At 70.0% G+C, this 20,241-nt stretch carries 20 protein-coding genes and 1 riboswitch; of the genes, 11 read left to right on the forward strand and 9 right to left on the reverse strand.

The features are described from left to right. Positions 1–78: 78 nt before the first annotated feature. Positions 79–471 carry a cyclophilin-like fold protein gene (locus QC282_RS18490; protein WP_279550574.1) on the forward strand — a complete coding sequence of 131 codons (393 nt, stop codon included), beginning with the start codon at positions 79–81 and terminating at the stop codon, positions 469–471. Positions 472–508: 37 nt separating this feature from the next. On the opposite strand, the gene hisC is transcribed toward QC282_RS18490, so the two are convergent. Then, positions 509–1,588 carry a histidinol-phosphate transaminase gene (gene hisC / locus QC282_RS18495; RefSeq protein ID WP_279550575.1) on the reverse strand — a complete coding sequence of 360 codons (1,080 nt, stop codon included), beginning with the start codon at positions 1,586–1,588 and terminating at the stop codon, positions 509–511. A gap of 473 nt (positions 1,589–2,061) precedes the next feature. Here hisC and QC282_RS18500 point away from each other — a divergent pair, with 473 nt between their 5' ends. From QC282_RS18500 to QC282_RS18510, 3 genes are all read left to right on the forward strand, one after another. After that, positions 2,062–3,174: a LacI family DNA-binding transcriptional regulator gene (locus QC282_RS18500; protein ID WP_279550576.1), complete on the forward strand. Its 1,113-nt coding sequence runs from the start codon at positions 2,062–2,064 to the stop codon at positions 3,172–3,174. 190 nt (positions 3,175–3,364) lie between these two features. Further along, positions 3,365–4,468, forward strand: coding sequence for a metallophosphoesterase (locus QC282_RS18505; protein ID WP_279550577.1), 1,104 nt, complete (start codon positions 3,365–3,367; stop codon positions 4,466–4,468). A gap of 193 nt (positions 4,469–4,661) precedes the next feature. Then, a complete protein-coding gene (locus tag QC282_RS18510; RefSeq protein ID WP_279550578.1) occupies positions 4,662–5,528 on the forward strand; it encodes a hypothetical protein in 867 nt (288 codons plus the stop codon). 111 nt (positions 5,529–5,639) lie between these two features. Here QC282_RS18510 and QC282_RS18515 read toward each other — a convergent pair whose 3' ends face one another. After that, a complete protein-coding gene (locus QC282_RS18515; RefSeq protein ID WP_279550579.1) occupies positions 5,640–6,416 on the reverse strand; it encodes a calcium-binding protein in 777 nt (258 codons plus the stop codon). 192 nt (positions 6,417–6,608) lie between these two features. Next, positions 6,609–8,417: a phosphomethylpyrimidine synthase ThiC gene (gene thiC / locus QC282_RS18520; RefSeq protein ID WP_279550580.1), complete on the reverse strand. Its 1,809-nt coding sequence runs from the start codon at positions 8,415–8,417 to the stop codon at positions 6,609–6,611. Continuing rightward, positions 8,410–8,599, reverse strand: a riboswitch (TPP riboswitch). Its footprint overlaps the gene before it by 8 nt. Before the next feature lie 72 nt (positions 8,600–8,671). Between thiC and QC282_RS18525 the strand changes: the two genes are divergently transcribed. Further along, entirely contained in the window at positions 8,672–10,180 is a 1,509-nt protein-coding gene (locus QC282_RS18525) for a YibE/F family protein (protein WP_279550581.1), read from the forward strand. 112 nt (positions 10,181–10,292) lie between these two features. Here QC282_RS18525 and QC282_RS18530 read toward each other — a convergent pair whose 3' ends face one another. From QC282_RS18530 to QC282_RS18545, 4 genes are all read right to left on the reverse strand, one after another. Next, positions 10,293–10,727 carry an SsgA family sporulation/cell division regulator gene (locus tag QC282_RS18530; RefSeq protein WP_279550582.1) on the reverse strand — a complete coding sequence of 145 codons (435 nt, stop codon included), beginning with the start codon at positions 10,725–10,727 and terminating at the stop codon, positions 10,293–10,295. A gap of 98 nt (positions 10,728–10,825) precedes the next feature. Beyond that, positions 10,826–11,551, reverse strand: coding sequence for an IclR family transcriptional regulator C-terminal domain-containing protein (locus QC282_RS18535; protein WP_336621079.1), 726 nt, complete (start codon positions 11,549–11,551; stop codon positions 10,826–10,828). A gap of 351 nt (positions 11,552–11,902) precedes the next feature. Continuing rightward, entirely contained in the window at positions 11,903–12,115 is a 213-nt protein-coding gene (locus tag QC282_RS18540) for a DUF5326 family protein (protein WP_279550584.1), read from the reverse strand. Between the two features lie 208 nt (positions 12,116–12,323). Further along, the gene (locus QC282_RS18545) at positions 12,324–12,641 is read right to left on the reverse strand and encodes a cupin domain-containing protein (RefSeq protein WP_279550585.1); all 318 of its coding nucleotides are present in this window, start codon (positions 12,639–12,641) and stop codon (positions 12,324–12,326) included. A gap of 59 nt (positions 12,642–12,700) precedes the next feature. Between QC282_RS18545 and QC282_RS18550 the strand changes: the two genes are divergently transcribed. The 5 genes from QC282_RS18550 to QC282_RS18570 all read left to right on the forward strand — a co-directional run bounded on the left by QC282_RS18550 (position 12,701) and on the right by QC282_RS18570 (position 16,438). Continuing rightward, positions 12,701–13,078: a phage holin family protein gene (locus tag QC282_RS18550; RefSeq protein ID WP_279550586.1), complete on the forward strand. Its 378-nt coding sequence runs from the start codon at positions 12,701–12,703 to the stop codon at positions 13,076–13,078. A 6-nt stretch (positions 13,079–13,084) separates the two neighbouring features. Continuing rightward, on the forward strand, positions 13,085–13,579 hold the full coding sequence (locus QC282_RS18555; RefSeq protein ID WP_279550587.1) for a low molecular weight phosphotyrosine protein phosphatase: 495 nt from the start codon (positions 13,085–13,087) through the stop codon (positions 13,577–13,579). Next, positions 13,576–14,739, forward strand: a complete 1,164-nt coding sequence (locus tag QC282_RS18560) for a cystathionine gamma-lyase (protein WP_279550588.1) — start codon at positions 13,576–13,578, stop codon at positions 14,737–14,739. The genes QC282_RS18555 and QC282_RS18560 overlap by 4 nt, the downstream gene beginning before the upstream one ends. A 222-nt stretch (positions 14,740–14,961) precedes the next feature. Then, the gene (locus tag QC282_RS18565) at positions 14,962–15,867 is read left to right on the forward strand and encodes a LysR family transcriptional regulator (protein WP_279550589.1); all 906 of its coding nucleotides are present in this window, start codon (positions 14,962–14,964) and stop codon (positions 15,865–15,867) included. Positions 15,868–15,955: 88 nt separating this feature from the next. Continuing rightward, positions 15,956–16,438, forward strand: a complete 483-nt coding sequence (locus QC282_RS18570) for an NUDIX hydrolase (protein ID WP_279550590.1) — start codon at positions 15,956–15,958, stop codon at positions 16,436–16,438. A 29-nt stretch (positions 16,439–16,467) separates the two neighbouring features. Here the strand turns inward: QC282_RS18570 and QC282_RS18575 are convergent, their stop codons facing one another. Continuing rightward, a complete protein-coding gene (locus QC282_RS18575) occupies positions 16,468–18,063 on the reverse strand; it encodes a globin domain-containing protein (protein WP_279550592.1) in 1,596 nt (531 codons plus the stop codon). A 645-nt stretch (positions 18,064–18,708) separates the two neighbouring features. On the opposite strand from QC282_RS18575, the gene QC282_RS18580 reads away from it, so the two are divergent. Beyond that, positions 18,709–19,575, forward strand: coding sequence for a GNAT family N-acetyltransferase (locus QC282_RS18580; protein WP_279550593.1), 867 nt, complete (start codon positions 18,709–18,711; stop codon positions 19,573–19,575). Positions 19,576–19,700: 125 nt separating this feature from the next. Here the strand turns inward: QC282_RS18580 and QC282_RS18585 are convergent, their stop codons facing one another. Continuing rightward, the gene (locus QC282_RS18585) at positions 19,701–20,123 is read right to left on the reverse strand and encodes a heme-binding protein (protein WP_279550594.1); all 423 of its coding nucleotides are present in this window, start codon (positions 20,121–20,123) and stop codon (positions 19,701–19,703) included. Positions 20,124–20,241 lie beyond the last annotated feature (118 nt).

The raw sequence follows: 20,241 nt of genomic DNA on the forward strand, positions 1-20,241 counted from the left end.
GTTTTCGAGGTCCGAACGGGGGGTCCCCTTCCGGTCAACCCCTTGGCAGCAACTTCAACATCTTGTTGAATCCCCGGCATGCAGACACAGCCGACACGGATACGGATCTCCTGGCCCGCGGGCCATCTCACCGCGTCCCTCGACGACACTCCGACCACCCGGGCACTCGCCGAGGCGCTGCCCTTCACCGCCACCGCCCGCACCTGGGGCGAGGAGGTCTACTTCGACACCGGCATCACCGTTCCACGTGAAACCAACGCCCGTGAGGTCGTCGAGCCGGGCACGGTCGCCTTCTGGACCGACGGCGACGCCCTCGCGCTCCCCTACGGGCCCACGCCGATCTCGCGAGGCGACGAGTGCCGCCTCGCGAGCCCGTGCAACGTGATGGGACGCCTGGACGGTGACGCCCGCCTGCTGACGACGGTGCGCGCCGGGGACCCCGTACGGGTGGAGAGCGCGACCGGGGCGTAGAACGCCCGCAGACGCCCACGCCCCGCGGTCACGCGCCTCAGAACTCCTTGCGGAACTCTTCCGCCACCTTCAGGAAGATGTCGTTCGCCTCGTTCTCCCCGACCGTCACCCGCACACCCTCACCGGGGAACGGCCGGATCACGACGCCCGCCTGCTCGCACGCCGCGGCGAAGTCGACGGTGCGCTCCCCCAGCCGCAGCCACACGAAGTTGGCCTGGGTCTCGGGCACCGTCCAGCCCTGGGCCCGCAGCGCGTCGACCACCCGCGTGCGCTCGCACACCAGCGATCCGACCCGGCCGAGCAACTCGTCCTCGGCACGCAGGGAGGCGATCGCGGCGTCCTGCGCCAACTGGCTCACGCCGAAGGGCACCGCCGTCTTGCGCAGCGCGGCGGCCACCGGCTCATGGGCGATGGCGAAGCCCACCCGCAGCCCCGCCAGACCGTACGCCTTCGAGAACGTCCGCAGCACACAGACGTTGGGCCGCTCGCGGTAGATCTCCACGCCGTCGGGCACCTCGGCGTCGCGGATGAACTCGCGGTACGCCTCGTCGAGCACCACCAGCACATCGCCGGGCACCCGGTCAAGGAAGCGTTCCAGCTCCGCCCGCCGCACCACCGTGCCGGTCGGGTTGTTGGGGTTGCACACGAAGATCAGCCGGGTCCGGTCGGTGATCGCGTCCGCCATCGCGTCCAGGTCGTGCACGTCGCCCGGCGTCAGCGGCACCTGCACCGAGGTGGCACCGCTGACCTGCGTGATGATCGGGTACGCCTCGAACGACCGCCAGGCGTAGATCACCTCGTCGCCGGGCCCGGAGGTCGCCTGGAGCAGCTGCTGCGCGACGCCGACCGAGCCGGTGCCGGTGGCCAGGTGGGAGGCGGGCACCCCGAACCGCTCGGACAGCTCGTTCATCAGGCCCGTGCAGGCCATGTCCGGGTAGCGGTTGAAGGACGCGGCCGCCGCCGTGACGCTCTCCATCACGCCCGGCAGCGGCGGATAGGGGTTCTCGTTGGAGGACAGCTTGTAGGCCACCGGGCCACCCGCGGCGGCCGGCCTGCCCGGCTTGTAGGTGGGGATACCCTCCAGCTCGGCGCGCAGCTTGGGGCTCGTCTCGCTCACCGCAGTCCTCCTCATGACCACCGGCATCCAATACTGCTCACCTTATGAGGATTCGGCGCCGCTGCGTATAGGCACGAAGCGGGCTCCTGCCGGCCGCCCGGCGAACGCGCGCCGACCTCATGCCGACGGAGAGGCCCGGCGTGCCCCTGCCACCGAGATCTCGTTCGTCACACTGGCATCGGGGCATCACCGCCCGAAGGCGTACGAACCGGGGGGCGCGCCCCACATATATCTACGCGCCGGTAGTTCGCGCCGTGGCGCGCATCCCCCGTGAAGGTGAGTTGAGACCTCTTCGCAACATCTGGGACTGTGCAGGCCTGTGCACGTCAGTAAGTCAGGTATCGGTATCAGATCGCACAACTGACTTACTTTCTAAGGCAGTTAACCTCTTATGGCCATGCAGAAACGTGCCTGTCAACGAGTGCATATGCGTCCGCACTACCCCACCGCATGAGCCCTACTATCGGCTCGCCATGACAGCAGCAGGGAAGCACCAGGTGAGCCGCGCGGATACCTCACGCCGAGGCAGCCGGCCGGGTCGGGCGGGCATCAGGGACGTGGCCGCCGCCGCCGGAGTCTCCATCACAACCGTCTCCGACGCCCTCAACGGCAAGGGCCGGCTCCCGGACGCCACCCGCCGCCACGTCCGTGAGGTCGCCGATCGACTGGGCTACCGGCCCTCGGCCGCCGCCAGAACACTCCGCACCGGCAAGTCAGGACTCATCGGCCTGACCGTGACCACGTACGGGGATGAACCTTTCACCTTCACCGAGTTCGCGTACTTCGCCGAGATGGCCCGCGCGGCCACCTCCGCCGCGCTCGCCCGCGGATACGCATTGGTCATCCTCCCGGCGACCTCGCGCCACGACGTGTGGTCGAACGTCGCCCTGGACGGCACGGTCGTCATCGACCCCTCCGACCAGGACCCGGTGGTCAGCGAACTCGTGCGGCAGGGCTTACCGGTCGTCTCCGACGGCCGCCCGGCCGGCTCACTGCCGGTCACCGCCTGGGTGGACAACGACCACGAAGCCGCGGTCCTCGGCATCCTGGACCACCTCGCCGACGCCGGCGCACGCCGCATCGGCCTGCTCACCGGCACCACGACCGACACGTACACCCATCTGTCCACGACCGCCTACCTGCGCTGGTGCGAACGCGTCGGCCAGGACCCCGTCTACGAGGCCTACCCGGCGCACGACCCGTGCGCGGGCGCCATCGCCGCCGACCGGCTGCTCGCCCGCCCCGACCGGCCCGACGCCGTCTACGGACTGTTCGACCCGAACGGCACCGACCTCCTCGCCGCCGCCCGCCGCTACGGACTGCGCGTCCCGGACGACCTGCTGCTGGTCTGCTGCAGCGAGTCCAACGTGTACGCCAACACCGACCCGCCCGTCACCACGCTCTCCCTGAAGCCGCGCCGCATCGGCACGGCGGTCGTCCAACTGCTCATCGACGCCATCGAAGGGCTCGAGTCGGAGCAGCCGGTCGAGCAGGTGATACCGACCGAGTTGATCGTGCGTACCTCGTCCCAGCGACGTTCGCCGCGCACGACCGTCAGCCCGCCACGGTCGCCCGAGGAGAAGTAGAGCCGCGTCGGCGCCGGTCGCAGGTGGTCGAAGCCCTGCCCAATCGGGGCGAAAGCCGCGGTGAACTGGAGTCTTGCTCCGATTCACCACCCCTGGGTCATCACATGGCGCGATCCGCATTCCTATGATGGGCCCACGACACCGCGGGCCGCTGCGACCAGGCAGTCCGAAGCGGTGCAGATGCGGCGCGATGGTGGAGGGGTCGATGACTCAGGGGGCCGGTCAGGGACCCGAGGTGGAGCGGACGGCGACGCTGCGCGACTTCCGGGTGCCGGCGTACGTCCACGAAGCCGCTCCGTACACCCGCGGCTCGCAGGCGACTCCGTTCACCGGCTCCGTCGAGGAACCGGTGGAGTTCCCGGAGTCGTACACACCCACGCAGCGCGATCTGCCCGTCATCAACCGGGGCGACACCGTTCAGGTGACCGTCGACCCCGCGGCCGTGCCCGCGCCCGCCCCGCAGCCGGCGGACGGTCCCGGTCCGCTGTACGTCGTCGGGGACGTGCACGGCTACCTCGAGGAACTGGTGACGGCCCTCCAGCACAAGGGCCTCATCGACGCCTCCGGCCGCTGGTGCGCCGGCACCACCCGGCTGTGGTTCCTCGGCGACTTCACCGACCGCGGCCCGGACGGCATCGGCGTCATCGACCTCGTGATGCGCCTGTCCGCCGAGGCCGCCGCGGCCGGCGGCTACTGCAAGGCGCTGATGGGCAATCACGAGCTGCTGCTGCTCGGCGCCAAACGGTTCGGCGACACACCCGTCAACTCCGGCGCGGGCACCGCCACCTTCCAGGCGGCCTGGCTGCTCAACGGCGGTCAGAAGACCGACATGGACCGTCTTCAGGACCACCACCTGCAGTGGATGGCCCGTCTCGACGCCATGGAGGAGGTCGACGGGCACCTGCTCGTGCACTCCGACACCACCGCCTACCTCGACTATGGCGCCTCCATCGAGGAGGTCAACGACACCGTCCGCGAGACGATCACGCGCAACGACGCGGACGAGGTGTGGGACCTGTTCCGCAAGTTCACCAAGCGCTTCTCCTTCCGCGACGAAGGCGGCTCCGACGCCGTTCGCTCACTGCTCGACACGTACGGCGGCACCCGCGTCGTCCACGGCCACAGCCCGATTCCCTATCTGCTCGGCGAAGTCGGCTCCGAGGACGGCGAGGACAACTCGGGCCCGGTCGTCGACGGACCGCACGTCTACGCCGACGGACTGGCCATCGCGATGGACGGCGGAGTGACCATGGCCGGAAAACTGCTGGTCCAGCAACTTCCCCTGGATATCTGAACGCTCTTTGGGCAGGCGTCCGGCACGACGGACCGGCGGGGCGACCGCGCAGGCCAGGGCCCAATTTCTGGAAACCCCCTGTCACCGCGCACCGTCACCGCTCTACCATCGGCTTATCCGTAGCAGGCTCCCCTCCGTTTCTGCCCGACGGCTCGTTGGCATGCGAGCCCCAAGCCCTACGGAGCATCGGGGGATGCACATGAACAGCGTTCCGCAGCACCTGCTGAGCGAGGACCGCCAGGAGTACGAGCGGCTCCTCGATGAGGCGCTGCGCTCCGCACCACACCGCCCGGAACTGGCCGCTGTGGGACAGCGGCTCAACCCCGAACAACTGCGCACCATGGCGCTGGGCGCCACCGCGTTCATCACGGCGGCCGCGGCGACCGAGTACCAGCACTACGTCAAGGCCCGCGAGGAACTGCGCCGTCCGGCGCCGGCCACGTCGTCGTCCGTCCGCGAGACCGGCTCCACGGAGTCGGACTCGGCCGGCGTGGGGCTCGCCACCACCATGGGCGAGGTCGCCGAGACCGCCGGTGCGGGTGCCGGCGCCGTCGTCGCGGTCCTGGCGCCCGTTCTCGCGGGCACCGCCGCCGCGATCTTCCTGCTCGTCGGGTACATCCTGAAGATGCTCACGCCCGAGCCGGCGTTCGCGCAGACCATGCTCACCACCGGGTGGGTGTTCGGCGCCGTGACCGCGGTCGCGATCCTGGTCGCCGCCGCGGGACTGCTCCTCACCGCCCTGCGCAACAGGCCGTCGGACGACGCCGGTCTGTACGGCGCGCTGGACGCGGAAGTGGCCAAGGCCCGGGACGCCTGGCGCGAGGCCCTGCTGGAGCGCGGCATACTGCCGTTCCTCCAGGAGGCGCTCGCCGACCCCGGCCCGGCGACCGCGCTGCGCGGTACGGCCTCGCCCGCGCCGACCAGCCGCATGCCCCATCTCGGTTACGACCGGCCGGGGTTCTCCAGCCCCGGGGACGGTGGGTCCGGCCGGCGGCCGCGCTTCTCCAGCCCGGACTACACAAGCCCGGACTTCGGAGGCCCGGACCACCAGCCGGAGTGACCACCGGCCGGCGCCCCGCCCCAGGTCCCGTCTCCGGGCCCGACCGGGCCGGACACGGGGCCGTCGTGGGACGGTGGCGGGTCCGTCATGGGGTCACTGGGGCGATCGGGGTCACTGCACGTCCACGAAGTCGCCGGTCGCCTTGACCGCCGGCGTGGTGGAGGTACCGGCGAAGTCCCAGCGCCAGTAGCCGTCCTCGGCGGCGGTGACCGTGGTGGTCAGACCGCCGGTGCTGGAGGTGTTGACGGTCTTGACCGTGGTGTACGTGGTGCTGCCCGCCTTGCGGAACTGGAGCCTGACGGGCTGGTTGGTGTAGCCGCGGTAGTCGAGCGTGTCCCAGTTGGCCCGGCTGAGTTTGCCGGTGACCGTGAGGGTCTTTCCCTTGGTGACGGGCTCCGGCCCGGCGTTCACGGTCAGTTGGGAGTGCCGCTGGAGACGGGTCGTGGTGTAGGCGTCCCGCACGATCCAGCTGTCGTCGTTGGCCGACACCGTGACCCAGACCTTCCAGGTCCCGGCGTCGGCGTTGGTGAGCCACCAGTCCGGCTCGAAGGTGAAGGTCTTCGAGCAGGTGGAGGTGGTGGCGCTGGAGGCCACGCAGTCCGCCGGGGTGGTGTCCTCGTTCGGTGTGATGTAGCCGTCGGGGTTGTCCGGATCGGTCCCGCGCCACAGGTGGAAGTCCGCGTCCCAGATGCCCGACGGGTCGGTGGCGGTCACCGACACCGTGACTGTCTTGTCGGCCAGAGCGACCACGATGTTCTTGTCGCCGTTGACGGAGACGTCGGTGATCTGGATGTCGCCGACGACCTCGTCCGCGGAGGCGGAGGGGCCGGTGAGTCCGCCCAGCGCGGTGGCGGCGGCGAGCACGGCGCAGACTGCGCGCTTGCGCATGGATCTCCCTTACAGGCTCAGGATGCGCCCGCCGGACGAGCACGGGCGGGCGAACGAAGAGGCCAAAGGTAATGATCACGCCAACCGGCCACAAGCGGACGGCGATCTCCGTCATGTCCGACTTACCCATACGAGCCCGAGGGTGCGGTCCCGGAGGTCCCGCAGACGGGAGGGACCTCCGGGACCGCTTCCTCAGTCCGCGATCGGCAGGTACACGCGGTTGCCCGTCGCCGCGAACTCCTTCGACTTCTGGGCCATGCCCTCCTCGATCTCGGCCTGGCTGCCGCCGTGTTCGCGCCGGATGTCCTGCGAGATCTTCATCGAGCAGAACTTCGGCCCGCACATCGAGCAGAAGTGGGCCGTCTTGGCGGGCTCGGCCGGCAGGGTCTCGTCGTGGAACTCCCGGGCCGTGTCCGGGTCGAGGGCCAGGTTGAACTGGTCCTCCCACCGGAACTCGAAACGGGCGTCGGACAGCGCGTCGTCCCAGTCCTGCGCGCCGGGGTGTCCCTTGGCGAGGTCGGCCGCGTGCGCCGCGATCTTGTAGGTGATGACGCCGGTCTTGACGTCGTCCCGGTTGGGCAGGCCCAGGTGCTCCTTGGGCGTGACGTAGCAGAGCATCGCCGTGCCCCACCAGGCGATCATCGCCGCACCGATGCCGGAGGTGATGTGGTCGTACGCCGGGGCGACGTCCGTGGTCAGCGGGCCGAGCGTATAGAACGGAGCCTCATCGCAGATCTCCTGCTGAAGGTCGATGTTCTCCTTGATCTTGTGCATCGGGACATGGCCCGGGCCCTCGATCATGGTCTGTACGTGGAAACGCTTGGCGATCCGGTTGAGTTCCCCGAGCGTTCGCAGCTCCGCGAACTGCGCCTCGTCGTTGGCGTCCGCGATCGAGCCCGGCCGCAGCCCGTCGCCGAGGGAGTACGTGACGTCGTACGCGGCGAGGATCTCGCAGAGCTCCTCGAAGTTCTCGTACAGGAACGACTCCTTGTGGTGCGCCAGGCACCACGCGGCCATGATCGAGCCGCCGCGCGAGACGATGCCGGTCTTGCGGTTGGCCGTCAGCGGCACGTACGCCAGTCGCACCCCCGCGTGGACCGTCATGTAGTCCACACCCTGCTCAGCCTGCTCGATGACCGTGTCCTTGTAGATCTCCCAGGTCAGTTCCTCGGCCCTGCCGTCGACCTTCTCCAGTGCCTGGTAGAGCGGCACCGTACCGATCGGGACGGGGGAGTTGCGCAGCACCCACTCGCGGGTGGTGTGGATGTTGCGGCCCGTGGAGAGGTCCATGACCGTGTCGGCGCCCCAGCGGGTCGCCCAGGTCATCTTCTCGACCTCCTCCTCGATGGAGGACGTCACCGCCGAGTTGCCGATGTTGGCGTTGACCTTCACGAGGAACCGCTTGCCGATGATCATCGGCTCGATCTCCGGATGGTTCACGTTGGCCGGCAGCACCGCCCGGCCGGCCGCGATCTCCTCACGGACCACCTCGGGCGAGACGTTCTCCCTGATGGCCACGTACTCCATCTCGGGCGTGATCTCACCACGGCGGGCATACGCGAGCTGGGTGACCGCCTGGCCGTCACGGCCGCGGCGCGGCTGGCGGGGGCGGCCGGGGAAGACGGCGTCGAGGTTGCGCAGCCCTCCGCGCGGTGAGGTGTGCTTGATTCCGTCGTCCTCGGGACGGACGGGACGGCCCGCGTATTCCTCGGTGTCGCCGCGGGCGACGATCCAGTTCTCCCGCAGCGGGGGCAGCCCGCGGCGGACGTCGGTCTCGACGTGCGGATCGGTGTACGGGCCGGACGTGTCGTACAGCGTGACCGACTGCCCGTTGGTGAGGTGCACCTGACGGACCGGCACCCGCAGGTCGGGGCGCGAGCCCTCGACGTACGCCTTGTGCCAGCCGATGGACTTCCCGGCCTCCGCGTCGCTCGATCCGCCGGCCGAACCATTGGCCTGGATTTGCGCGGAGGCAGGCGTGCGTGCGTCCTTGTTGGTCATGAGACCTACTCCCTACGCCGGCATTACCCGGTAACAGGTTCGGCGGTCGACGCAGCGGTATCCGTCTGCCGACGTTCCGTGGGATACATCACTCGACTTCGGTGATGTTTCCCGTGAAACATCGCTGGGACGGAGGTCAGCGCCCTCTCAGCCCGGTGCTCCGAGCTCCCGCGTGTACAAAAGGTGCCTCCACGCTAGCGTCAATTCGGGCGCGGTGAACAGAGGGCCCCCTCCGTTCTTGCGATGATCGGTCGGTGACCACGACGCAGCATCCCCCGTATCCACCGTCCGAGCCTCCGCGCGGCACCGGCGGCGGCCAAGGCCACGGCCACGGCTCGGGAGGCCACGGGCACGGTCCGGGCGGGGGGCAGGGCCCGGGCGGGCACGGTCCGGGGGGCGGTGACGGCAACGGGCGCGGTTCCGGGTCCGGCGGTGACGGGAACGGCCACGGGCACGGGCACGGTCACAGCCACGCGCACGGTCCGGCCGCTCCGGTCTCCCAGCACCTGCGCAAGGTCATCGCGGCCGTCCTCATCCCGTTCGCCGCGGCGGTGGTCGTCGGGCTCGCGGTGCTCTGGCCCGGTGGCGCCCCGCCGCACGAGCGCACCGGGGTCGGCTTCGACCGGCAGACACAGCAGGCCACGGTCACCAAGGTGGACGAGGTGAGCTGCGAGTCCGTCAACGCCTCGGGGGGCACGCCGACCGGCGACACCTCCACGGCCGAGGGCTCCTCCGCCCAGCAGCAGGCGACCGGCACCTGCAAGAAGGCGACCATCCGCATCGACTCGGGCAAGGACGAGGGCCGCACGTTCATCGAGATCGTGCAGCCGGACCAGTCACGGCAGTTGGAGCAGGGCCAGGAGGTCGTGGTCGCCTACGAACCCTCCGCCCCGAAGGACCTGCAGTACTCGGTCACCGACGTCAACCGCAGGTTCCCGATGGCGCTGCTCGCCGGGATCTTCGCCCTCGCCGTGGTCGCCGTCGGCCGGCTGCGCGGCGTCATGGCGCTGGTCTCACTGGCCATCAGCTTCCTGGTGCTCAACTTCTTCGTCCTGCCCGCGATTCTCCAGGGCTCGAATCCGCTGGTGGTGGCGGTGGTCGGGTCGAGCGCCATCATGCTGATCGCGCTGTACCTGTGTCATGGCCTGTCGGCCAGAACGTCGGTCGCGGTGCTCGGCACCCTGATCTCGCTGCTGATCATCGGCGTCCTCGGTTCGTTGTTCATCGGCTGGGCCGCGCTCACCGGCAACACCGACGACAACACCGGTCTCATCCACGGCCTCTATCCGACGATCGACATGAGCGGTCTGCTGCTCGCCGGCGTCATCATCGGTTCGCTGGGTGTCCTGGACGACGTGACGGTCACGCAGACGTCGGCGGTCTGGGAGCTGCACGAGGCCAACCCGACAATGGGTCGGCGCGGGCTGTACCGAGCGGGCATCCGGATCGGACGGGACCACATCGCGTCCGTCGTCAACACGCTCGTCCTCGCCTACGCGGGCGCCGCGCTGCCCCTACTGCTGCTGTTCTCGATCGCGCAGAGCAGCGTGGGGACGGTCGCCAACAGCGAGCTGGTGGCAGAGGAGATCGTGCGCACGCTCGTCGGTTCGATCGGCCTGGTCGCCTCGGTGCCGGTCACCACCGGCCTCGCGGCCCTCGTCGTCTCCGCCGACCGGACGGGAACGGGCGGCGGTTCCACGACGGCCACAACGGGTCCGGTCGCGTCCCGCGGCGGCGGGCGGGGACGACGCCGCAAGCGCTGACAGAGCGGGCCACCAGCCCGCCCTCAGCCCGCCCCAGACGAGCTGAATCGTTCCTGCACACCCCCCGGGCGCCCGGCGAAGCGTTACAGCAACACCAGGCTGCCGTAACGCTTCAGCCGGCGCCCTGATCCGCCAGGATCCGGTCCAGCGCCTCGTCGAGATGTGCGTCGAAGTCGCCGAGCGCCCCCTCCTGGCCCAGCGGCACCAGCTTGTCGGTGCGGTCGAGGAACGCCACCAGCGGTGCCGTGGACGAGCGGAACAGTGCCTGGTCACCGCCCACCTGAAGCCGGATCAGCACCTCGCCCAGCGTCTCGGGTTCCGCGGGCGAGACCCGCACGTCCCCGTCCCCGCACGGCCGGCCCACTCCGTCGATCAGCAGCTCGCGGCCGAAGGCCCAGGTGACCGGCGCATCACCGGGCAGATGGAACGTCAGCCGGATGGCGTAGGGATCACAGGTCTCGTAGCGCAACTCCACCGGGATGCGGAAGGAGAGCTCCTCGGACACGAGAAAGCTCATCATGACCTCTGCCTGTACGGACTCGCGCATCGTCTACCCCGTCGGTTGCCGTCGACTGGCCGGGAATGAACCCCTGATTCTGGTGGAATCTTGCAGAAAGTACACGACAGATCACAAGGAGTGAGTTTTCAGATACTGATAGAGATCGCCAGCGAGCCCAGAAGCCGTCCCAGTTCGCGCTGCAACCGCTGTGTCGTGGGCAGCAGCCGGTCGGCCTGATGGACGGGCATCGAGATGGCCATCGTCGCGGCCGTGGTGGCGACGGTGATCGGGACCGCCGCGCACACCGTGCCCAGCGCGTACTCCTGCCGCTCGTAGACGGGTTCCATGCGCCGGAGCCGCTCCAGGCGGCGCAGCAGACTGTGGCTGTCCCGCACGGTGTACGGCGTGAGGGGCCGTACCGGGTAGCGCTCCAGGTGGTCCCGGCGGGCGGGCCCGTCGAGCTGGGACAGCAGGCACTGGCCGATGGCGTGGGCGTGCCCCGTCTCGCGGAAGTCGGCCCATTCCTCCACCGCCGGGGTGCCCGGGGAGTCGGAGACGCACATGACGTCGATCTCGCCGTCGCGGTACATCGCGTAGTACACGGGGACGCCGAGCGCGTCGCGCCAGTGGGCGAGCGCCTCCACGATCGTGCTGCGACGTTTCTGCTGTGCTCCACTGCTGCTCAGCCGCTCAGCGGCCGACCCCAGGAAGAACAGGCCCTTGTCGCGGCGCAGATAGCCCTCGTACACCAACGTGCGCAGCAGGTGGTAGGCGGTGGGCAGGGCGAGGCCTGTCTCGCGGGCCAGTTGTTTGGCGGGGGCCCCGTGTTCGTGTTCGGCGACACGTTCCAGCAGGCGCACGGCGCGCTGCACGGAGCCGATGAGGGTGGCGGAGGCCGGTTGCGTCGAAGCCGGTGCCGTGTCGAGCGGGACGGAGGCCTGCGCGGAGTCCGGCTGTCGGGGGAACGCCGACAGCCCCGGCGGGGCCTGCGGTTCTGCAAGTGCGGTGTCGACCATGGCCAAGGGTCACTCCCGTAGCGCGAGGGGGCAGCCCGTGCGGGGTAACACGGGTGGGGGTGTACGCCGCTCGCGGGGCGGTTTGTCCCCGCGTCGAATTCCGGACTCTAACGGCCCGCCACCGCTCGCAGGCCGCCCCGCCGGAAAACTTCCCTCGCGCGAGGGAACCGGTGAAATTCGTTACCGGTCACCGGCTCCCCGCATCGCTCACCAGTCGCCGCGCGACGAGGAACTCGCCGTGAACTTCCGCACCACGTAGATCACTCCGCCGACCAGTGCCACGAAGACCAGCAGCTTGAAGAGGAGTCCGATCACGAAGCCGACGACGTTGGCGATCAGCCCGCCGAACACCACCAGGGCGATGACCGGCACCGCGATCCACTTAACCCACCACGGCAGTCCCGCGAAGATCTCTCGCATCGCCCTCGTCCTCACCTCTCTGCCCGCCTGAAAGCCGGGTCCCGTCGAACTGTCTGGTGCCTGGAAGGCTGTCGGCCCCGCAAGCTCCGGGATCCCCGGATGTCCGGGCTTCCCACACTCGATGCTAGGGCCGCGAGGTGCCCCGGCGGGGGCCTCGCACCCCTTGTCCTCCCCTGACCGATCCCCTAGGGAACCCCGAGGCGGCGCATCAGCTCTCGGGGGGAGAGAACACCACCAGCACCCTCAGGTCCTCGCTGATGTGGTGGAACTTGTGGGCGACGCCGGCCGGCACGTACACCACGCTGCCGCGTGCCACCTGCGTCGTCTCCATGCCCACGGTGATCGCCGCGCGGCCGCTGACGACGAAGTACACCTCGTCCTGGTTGTGCGGCTTCTGCGGGTCCTGATCACCCGCGTCGAGGGCGTAGAGGCCGACCGACATGTTCCGCTCCCGCAGGAACTGAAGGTAGGCGCCCTCGTTGGCGGCCCGTTCCGCCTCCAGTTCGTCCAGCCGGAATGCCTTCATCGCTGTGTCCGCCCTCGCCCCACTGCTGGTTTCCGATCTCGTCTGCCACGATCAGACACATGATGAATTTCCTAGTCAAGACGATCGCCAACGCGGGCGCCCTGGCGGTCGCGGTGTGGCTGCTCGACAAGATCACCCTGACCGGTGAGAGCACCGGCAAGAAGGTCGGCACGCTGCTGCTGGTCGCGCTGATCTTCGGCCTGGTGAACTTCCTGGTCAAGCCGCTGGTGAAGCTCCTCAGCCTGCCGCTGCTCATCCTGACGCTCGGCCTGTTCACGCTGGTCGTGAACGCGCTCATGCTGCTGCTGACCTCGTGGCTGGCCGACAAGGTCGACCTGAGTTTCCACGTCGAGGGCTTCTGGACCGCCGTGCTGGGCGGCCTGATCATCTCGATCGTGTCGTGGGCGCTCAACGTCGTGCTGCCCGACGGGGACTGAGCAGGCATGCCCTACCGCGTCTGCTTCGTGTGCACCGGCAACATCTGCCGCTCCCCGATGGCCGAGTCCGTCTTCCGGGCCCGCGTCGAGGAGGCCGGGCTCGACGGCCTGGTCGAGGCCGACAGCGCCGGCACGGACGGCTGGCACGAGGGCGAGGGTGCCGATCCGCGCACGGTCACCGTGCTGGCCGAGCACGGCTACGGCACCGCTCACACGGCCCGCCGGTTCGAGGCGTCCTGGTTCTCCCGCCTCGATCTGGTCCTCGCCCTGGACACCGGCCACCTCAGGGCCCTGCGAAACCTCGCGCCCACGGAGCAGGACGCGCGGAAGATCCGCCTGCTGCGCTCCTACGACCCCGCCGCCGGCGCCGCCGACCTCGACGTGCCGGACCCGTACTACGGGGGCATGGCCGGCTTCGAGGAGTGTCTTGAGATGGTGGAGGCGGCGAGCGACGGTCTGCTCGCTGCGGTACGTGAGCAAGTGGAAGGACAGGCGGCATGAGCGAATCCGCTACGGAAAACGGAGGCGCCGCGTTCGTGGACGCCGGGGACGGCACGCGCGCGGTACGGGCGGGGCTGCCCGAACCGGTCAAGCACGAGCCGACACTGCCGGGGCCCGTGTTCGCCGCCCACTTCCATCTGCCGGGCGATCCCACGGGCCCGTACACCTACGGCCGTGACGAGAACCCCACCTGGACCCTGCTGGAGCGCGCCATCGGCGAGCTGGAGGCGCCCGGACAGGACGGCACCGAGACGCTGGTGTTCGCCTCCGGCATGGCCGCCATCTCGTCGGTGCTCTTCTCCCAGCTGCGCGCCGGGGACGCGGTCGTCCTGCCCAGCGACGGCTATCAGGTGCTCCCGCTGGTGCGCGCCCAGCTGGAGGCGTACGGCATCGAGGTGCGCACCGCGCCCACCGGCGGCGACGCCCAGCTCGACGTCCTCGACGGCGCGAAGCTGCTGTGGATCGAGACGCCGTCCAACCCGGGGCTCGACGTGTGCGACGTCCGGCGGCTCGCCGAGGCGGCACACGCGCGTGGCGCCCTGGTCGCCGTCGACAACACGCTCGCGACGCCGCTCGGCCAGCGCCCGCTGGAGCTCGGCGCGGACTTCTCCGTGGCCAGCGGCACGAAGCAGCTCACCGGCCACGGCGACATCCTCCTCGGATACGTCACCGGCCGCGATGCCGGGACGATGGCTGCCGTACGGCGCTGGCGGAAGATCGTCGGCGCCATCCCCGGGCCCATGGAGGCCTGGCTGGCGCACCGCTCGATCGCCACGCTCCACCTGCGCGTCGACCGGCAGAACGCGACCGCGCTCAGGGTCGCCGAAGCCCTGCGGGAGCGGCCTGAGGTGACCGGGCTGCGCCACCCGGGGCTGTCCGACGATCCCTCGCACAAGATCGCGTCGCAGCAGATGCGGCGCTACGGGTGCGTGGTGTCGTTCACGCTGCCCTCACGCGAGCGTGCCGACCGCTTTCTCGACGCGCTGCGGCTGGTGGACGACGCGACCAGCTTCGGCGGGGTCCGGTCCACGGCAGAGCGGCGCGGGCGCTGGGGCGGCGACGCGGTGCCGGAGGGCTTCATCCGTCTCTCGGTCGGTGCCGAGGACCCCGAGGACCTGATCGCGGACCTGCTGCGCGCCCTCGACGAGTCGGCGGACTGACCGGCCCGATCCCGCGCCGGAACAAGTACGGCGGACGGTCCGAGCCTCCCCCCTCGTGGCTCGGACCGTCCTCGGTTCCGCGCGCGAAGAACCGTGTGACCTAGGCTAGTTGACTCTCTGTCAGTGTCCAATCACGGTAGCGACAGGGGCCTATCGGCATATTTATAGTGGGCCGCGGCCGGGGGCCAGGAGTGGAAGAGGGCCGGCGAGGGGAGGCGTGCCGTGGATCTGGCCTTGCTGCGCACGTTCGTCACCGTGCACCGGGCCGGTTCCTTCACCCGCGCCGCCGCGCTGCTCGGTCTCTCGCAGCCGGCCGTGACCGCGCAGATCCGCACGCTGGAACGGCAGTTCGGCAGGCCCTTGTTCCTGCGGCAGGCCCGCGGCGTGATACCGACGACCATCGGGGACGAACTCGCCCACAAGGCCGCGCCGCATCTCGACGCCCTGGTGGAGATCGCCGAGACCGGCCTGGACGGCGAGTCCTCCCCGCGGACACTGCATCTGGCGGGGCCTGCCGAGTTCACCGCCGAACGGGCACTGCCCGCGCTGACGGAGCTGACCGGCGAGGACGGCCAGGGGTTTGCGCTGCGCGCCACCTTCGGGAACGCGGAAGAGACGCTGGAAGGGCTCGCCGCCGGTCATCACGATCTGGCCATCAGTACGGCCCGGCCGCGGGGTGCCCTGCTCACCGCGACCGCTCTCTGCGACGAGGAACACGTCCTGGTCGCCGCCCCTCGCTGGGCCGGGCGGATCGGCACCGGGTCGCTGCACCGCGACGGCGCACCGGCCCTGGAGCACGTTCCCGTGGTCGAGGTGCACGAGTCGCTGCCGTTCGTCTCGCGCTACTGGGCGTCCGTCTTCGACTCGCGCCCGGCGGCGCCGGGTATCGTCGTCGTTCCCGACCTGCGCGCGGTGCTCGCCTGCGTCGTCGCGGGGGCAGGGCTCGCGGTGCTGCCCCGATATCTGTGCGCGGCGGCCCTGAAGCGCGGTGACGTGGTCTCCCTCTTCGAGCCCTCGGTGCCGCCGCTACGGACGTACTTCCTGGTGGTCCGCACCGGAACGCTGGCGATGCCGCACATCGCGAGGGCGCACGAGTGGCTGCAGCGAGCGGCGGCCGACTGGTGCTGAGGGCAGCCCACGAGAGCTTCACCTCGTGGACTCGTCCGGTGACGTTTCGCGATGTTTCACGTGGAACCAGCGGGGCCACATTTCTCCCATGACCGTCCGACCCGTGGTCAAGCGCACCGCCCGCGCCGTTCTGCTGGACGGTGACGACCTCATCCTGATCAAGCGCACCAAGCCCGGCGTCGATCCTTACTGGGTCACTCCCGGGGGCGGGGTCGAGCCGGAGGACCCGACCGTCGTCGACGCTCTGCACCGCGAGGTGTACGAGGAGCTCGGCGCCAAGATCACCGACGTGGTGCCCTGCTTCGTCGACACCGTCGAGCACATCGGCGAGGACGGCGGGGCGACCGGCGTGAAGGTGCAGCACTTCTTCGTCTGCCGTCTGGGGTCCATGGACCCGGCCCTGCGGCACGGCCCCGAGGTGGAGGAGCCGGCCGGCGAGTACGAGATCGTGCGGGTGCCGTTCACTCGGGTCGGCATCGCCTCGGTGCACCTCGTACCGCTGTCCCTGCGGCACTACCTCGACGGCAACATCGAAGGGGTGCGCGCCATGCACGCCCCTGACCTGGGCTGACAGTCCGGCGGATGAGAGGGGCGGCGAGGTCAGAGAGCGACGAGTTCCTCGACCGAGTCGTGCCTTATCCGCTCGCTGGGTATGCCCGCGTTCCTGAGGGCGTCGACACCGCTGCGGATCATGCCGGGAGGGCCCGACAGAAAAGCGTCGTACTCGTTCCACGGGCCATAGGCGCGTATCGCGTCGGGCAACTGGACGTGCGCGAGCTCGTCGATGACGGCGCGCACGGACAGCCAGGGGTGGACCTGCTGGAGCCGGAGCATCGTGTCGATGTCGTACAGGTCGTGGTCGGTGCGGGCGCCGTAGAACACCTCCACCGGCCGCCGGTCGCCGTGCTCGGCGACGTCCTCCACCAGTGCCTTGATGGGCGCGATGCCGGTGCCTCCGCCGAGGCAGAGCAGGCCGCTGTCGGTCGTGTGGTCCACGGTCATCGAGCCGGCCGGCGGGCCCAGCCGGATGATGTCGCCGGGGCGGGCGCGGTGCACCAGGGCGTTGGATACCCAGCCCGCGGGGACGGCCTTCACATGGAACGACAGCAGTCCGTCGGACCGGGGCGCCGAGGCGAAGGAGTAGTGCCGCCACACACGCGGCCACCAGGGAGTCTCCAGGCTCGTGTACTGCCCGGCCAGGAAGGGATAGGGCTGGTCCGGACGGACGGTGACGACGGCTATGTCCGGGGTCCTGAGATCGTGCGTGACGATCTCGGCGTGCCACCAGGCCGGGGCGCGCAGTTCGTCCTCGGCCGCCGCGTCGATCATGACCTGCGAGATCGTCGTGTACGTCCGGACCCAGGCCGCCTCCGTCTCCGCGTCCCAGATGGCGGAGGCGTACTTGCTGAGCGCGCCGATGAGGCACTCCCCGACGGCCGGGTAGTGCTCGGGGCGCGTGCCGTACTTGCGGTGTCCGCGGCCGAGGTTCTTCAGGTAGGCGACCAGGATCTCGGTGTTGTCGACGTGCTCGGCCGCGGTGAGCAGCGCCTTGAGCAGCCGGTCCCGCTGGGTGTCCATCGCCGCCGGGAACAGCTGCCTCAGATCGGGATGGCGCACGAACAGCAGGGCGTAGAAGTACGAGGTGACCTTGTCGGCGACGGGGGCGACCTCTGCCATGGTGCGGCGGACGAGGATCGCGTCCGGGGACCCCTCCTCGACGGGAGCGGTTCGCCGGGCCGGACGCTGGGCGGGTACACGAGGTTCGGAGAGCGCCGCGCCGCCCGATGAGCCGGGCCACGCGTCGTGGTTCGTCTCGGTGTGCGCACCACCGGACCGGCCGAGCCACACGTTGTCGTCGTGAGGTGTCTCGGTGCGTGCGCCGCCGGACAGGCCGGGCCACACGTCGCTGACGGTCTCAGTGCGGGCGTGGCCGGGTGCTTCGGTGTGTGCGTGGCCGGGTGCTCCGGGAGGTGTCGCGTCTTCTGGTTCGGGGGTCGACTCCCCGTCCGGTGCCGGCCTGCCCACCGGGCGCAGGGCCGCCAGGCGTCCCCCTTCGGGGGTACCGGGTTCACGTTCACCGCTCTGGCTCGTCGGCGGTTGTTTGCGCGGCGTGAACCAGCCGCCCCCGCCGCCGGAAGTGCCGTTGTCGGCCGACGTGGTGGTCGGAGCGTCCATGGTCTGCCTCGCCTCGAACATCTTTCGGTCGGTCTGCGCACTTCCTCAGCCGGAAGCTGCCTGCGTTCCCCCGCGGACGGACTGTCTTCCGTCCGGCGCCTCGGCCAGTGTGGCCAGTGCGGCCACATTCAACCCGTCATTCCAGTCCCTACGGACAAGGTGGGAGTGTGATGTGGGCCGCAGCACGCTCACCGAGCATCCACCCCGTCCGGACGCCCCGTCCGTACAACCGAGAAAGCGTGCCTTCGATCTCTCCGTCCCGTTACGCTGCAACACCCTGCCACTGGTCCGTCCGGGATGCGTCCAGTCATCCCGGACTTGAACCGGAGTCGACCATACCGGGCGCCGCCGCGCACACAAGTCCCCCTCTGGTTCTCACGATTTGAGAACACGGGGCGAAGCGTCAATTACGCCAGCTACAGGGAGGCTTGCGCCAATTCATAGGCTTCCCGCAGATCCCGCCCGTGCAGGAGCAAGCGGCGAGAACGGGAGCGGAGCTCGCCCCGCGAGGCGAGCGGCCGATGCGCGCCGTTCCTGGATGTTTCACGTGAAACACCCTGCGGCCGTACCCGAGATGTGGCAGCCCGCCGCAGCTTGGCCAAAAGCTCGCACGGATAGACGGAAACAGGTGGACGCCGAGGGCCCGCTTCGGACAGCCTGACCTGCGTGCCGACTCCTTCCCTCGCCTCTCTCCCCATCCGCCGTCTGACGCTCCGCGATCTCACCGCCTGCGCCGACTTGTCCGAGGACCGGGGGTGGCCACGCGAGGAACACAAGTGGAGCTTCCTGCTGACGGCCGGGACGGGCTACGGCATCGACGACCCCGAGGGCGGACTCGTCAGCGCCTGCGTCGTCACCCGGTACGGGCCGCACGAGCGCCCCGCGCTCGCGGCCATCGGCATGGTGCTGGTCGCCGGGCGGCACGCTCGTCAGGGCGTCGGGCGCCGGCTGATGCGTCACGTCGTCTCCGAGATGGGCCCGACGCCTCTGACCCTGCACGCCACTCCGTACGGCAAGCCGCTCTACGAAGAACTCGGCTTCAAGGTCACCGGGCGGGCAGAGATGCTGCGAGGTCACTTCTCACCCCAGGGGCCGGGGCCCAGGGTCGCCACGCGCCCGGCCACCGCCGAGGACCTCGGCGCGATCCTGCGGCTCGACGGAGAGGTGTTCGGCACCGACCGGACGCACATCATCACCCGGCTCCCCGCCTTCGTCGACCATCTGCGCGTCGCCGAGGCCGACGGGCGGCTGACCGGATACGCGGCCGTCTGGCCCAACATGGAGACTCATGTCGTGGGCCCGCTGATCGCCCAGGACACCGAAACGGCGAAGGCGCTCATCGCCTCGCTCGCCGCCCACACGGATCGCCCGCTGCGCACCGACATCGATGTGCGGCACGAGGAACTGCTCGCGTGGGCGAAGGAGCGCGGGCTGGAGTCGGTCGCCTTCAACGCGGTGATGAGCCACGGGATCACGGAACTGCCGGGGGACTGGCGGCAGCGGTTCGCTCCGCTGACAGTGGCGGCTGGCTGACGCCTCGCCGGTTCCCGCTGATGGGTCTCGTCTGCTCTGGCTGACGCCTGTCGCCGGTTCCTCTTCACGCCCATCGCCGGTTCCCGATGCGTCGGGAACCGGCGATGGGCGTTGAAGCGGGATGGTCAGACGAGGCTCGCCACGGCGGCCGTGGCGAAGGCGTGGTCCTGCTCGGGGGCACCGCCGCCGACACCGATCGCACCGATCAGCCGGCCGTCGCGGTGCACGGGCACACCGCCCGCGATGAACAGCAACGGCCGGTCGAGCGCGGTGGGCAGGGTGTGGAACAGGCCCCCGGGCTGGACCGCATCGACGAGGTCGGCGGTCGGCGCGTTCAGTTGCAGCGCCGTGTACGCCTTGCGGGTGCTGGTCTCCCCCGAGATCAGCACGGCGCGGTCGTCACGCCGGAAGGCGAGGAGGTGACCGCCCGCGTCCAGGACGGTGACGCTGACCGTGACCCCGGCGTCCTCGGCGGCGCGACGCGCGACGGCGACGAGTGTCTCGGCGTCCTGGATGGTCAGCGGGGCGACGGCGGTGGTGGTGCTCATGAGCGGTTTTCTCCTTGGTGGGTGGTAAAGCGGCGCTGTGCCGCCGTGACGGAGGAGATCCACGGGAAGCGGTGCCGTGGAAGCTGTGGTCCGTCCGGTGAGATGCCATGAGAGCGGC

The organism is Streptomyces sp. DH24, from assembly GCF_029813775.1.
GTDB lineage: Bacteria > Actinomycetota > Actinomycetes > Streptomycetales > Streptomycetaceae > Streptomyces.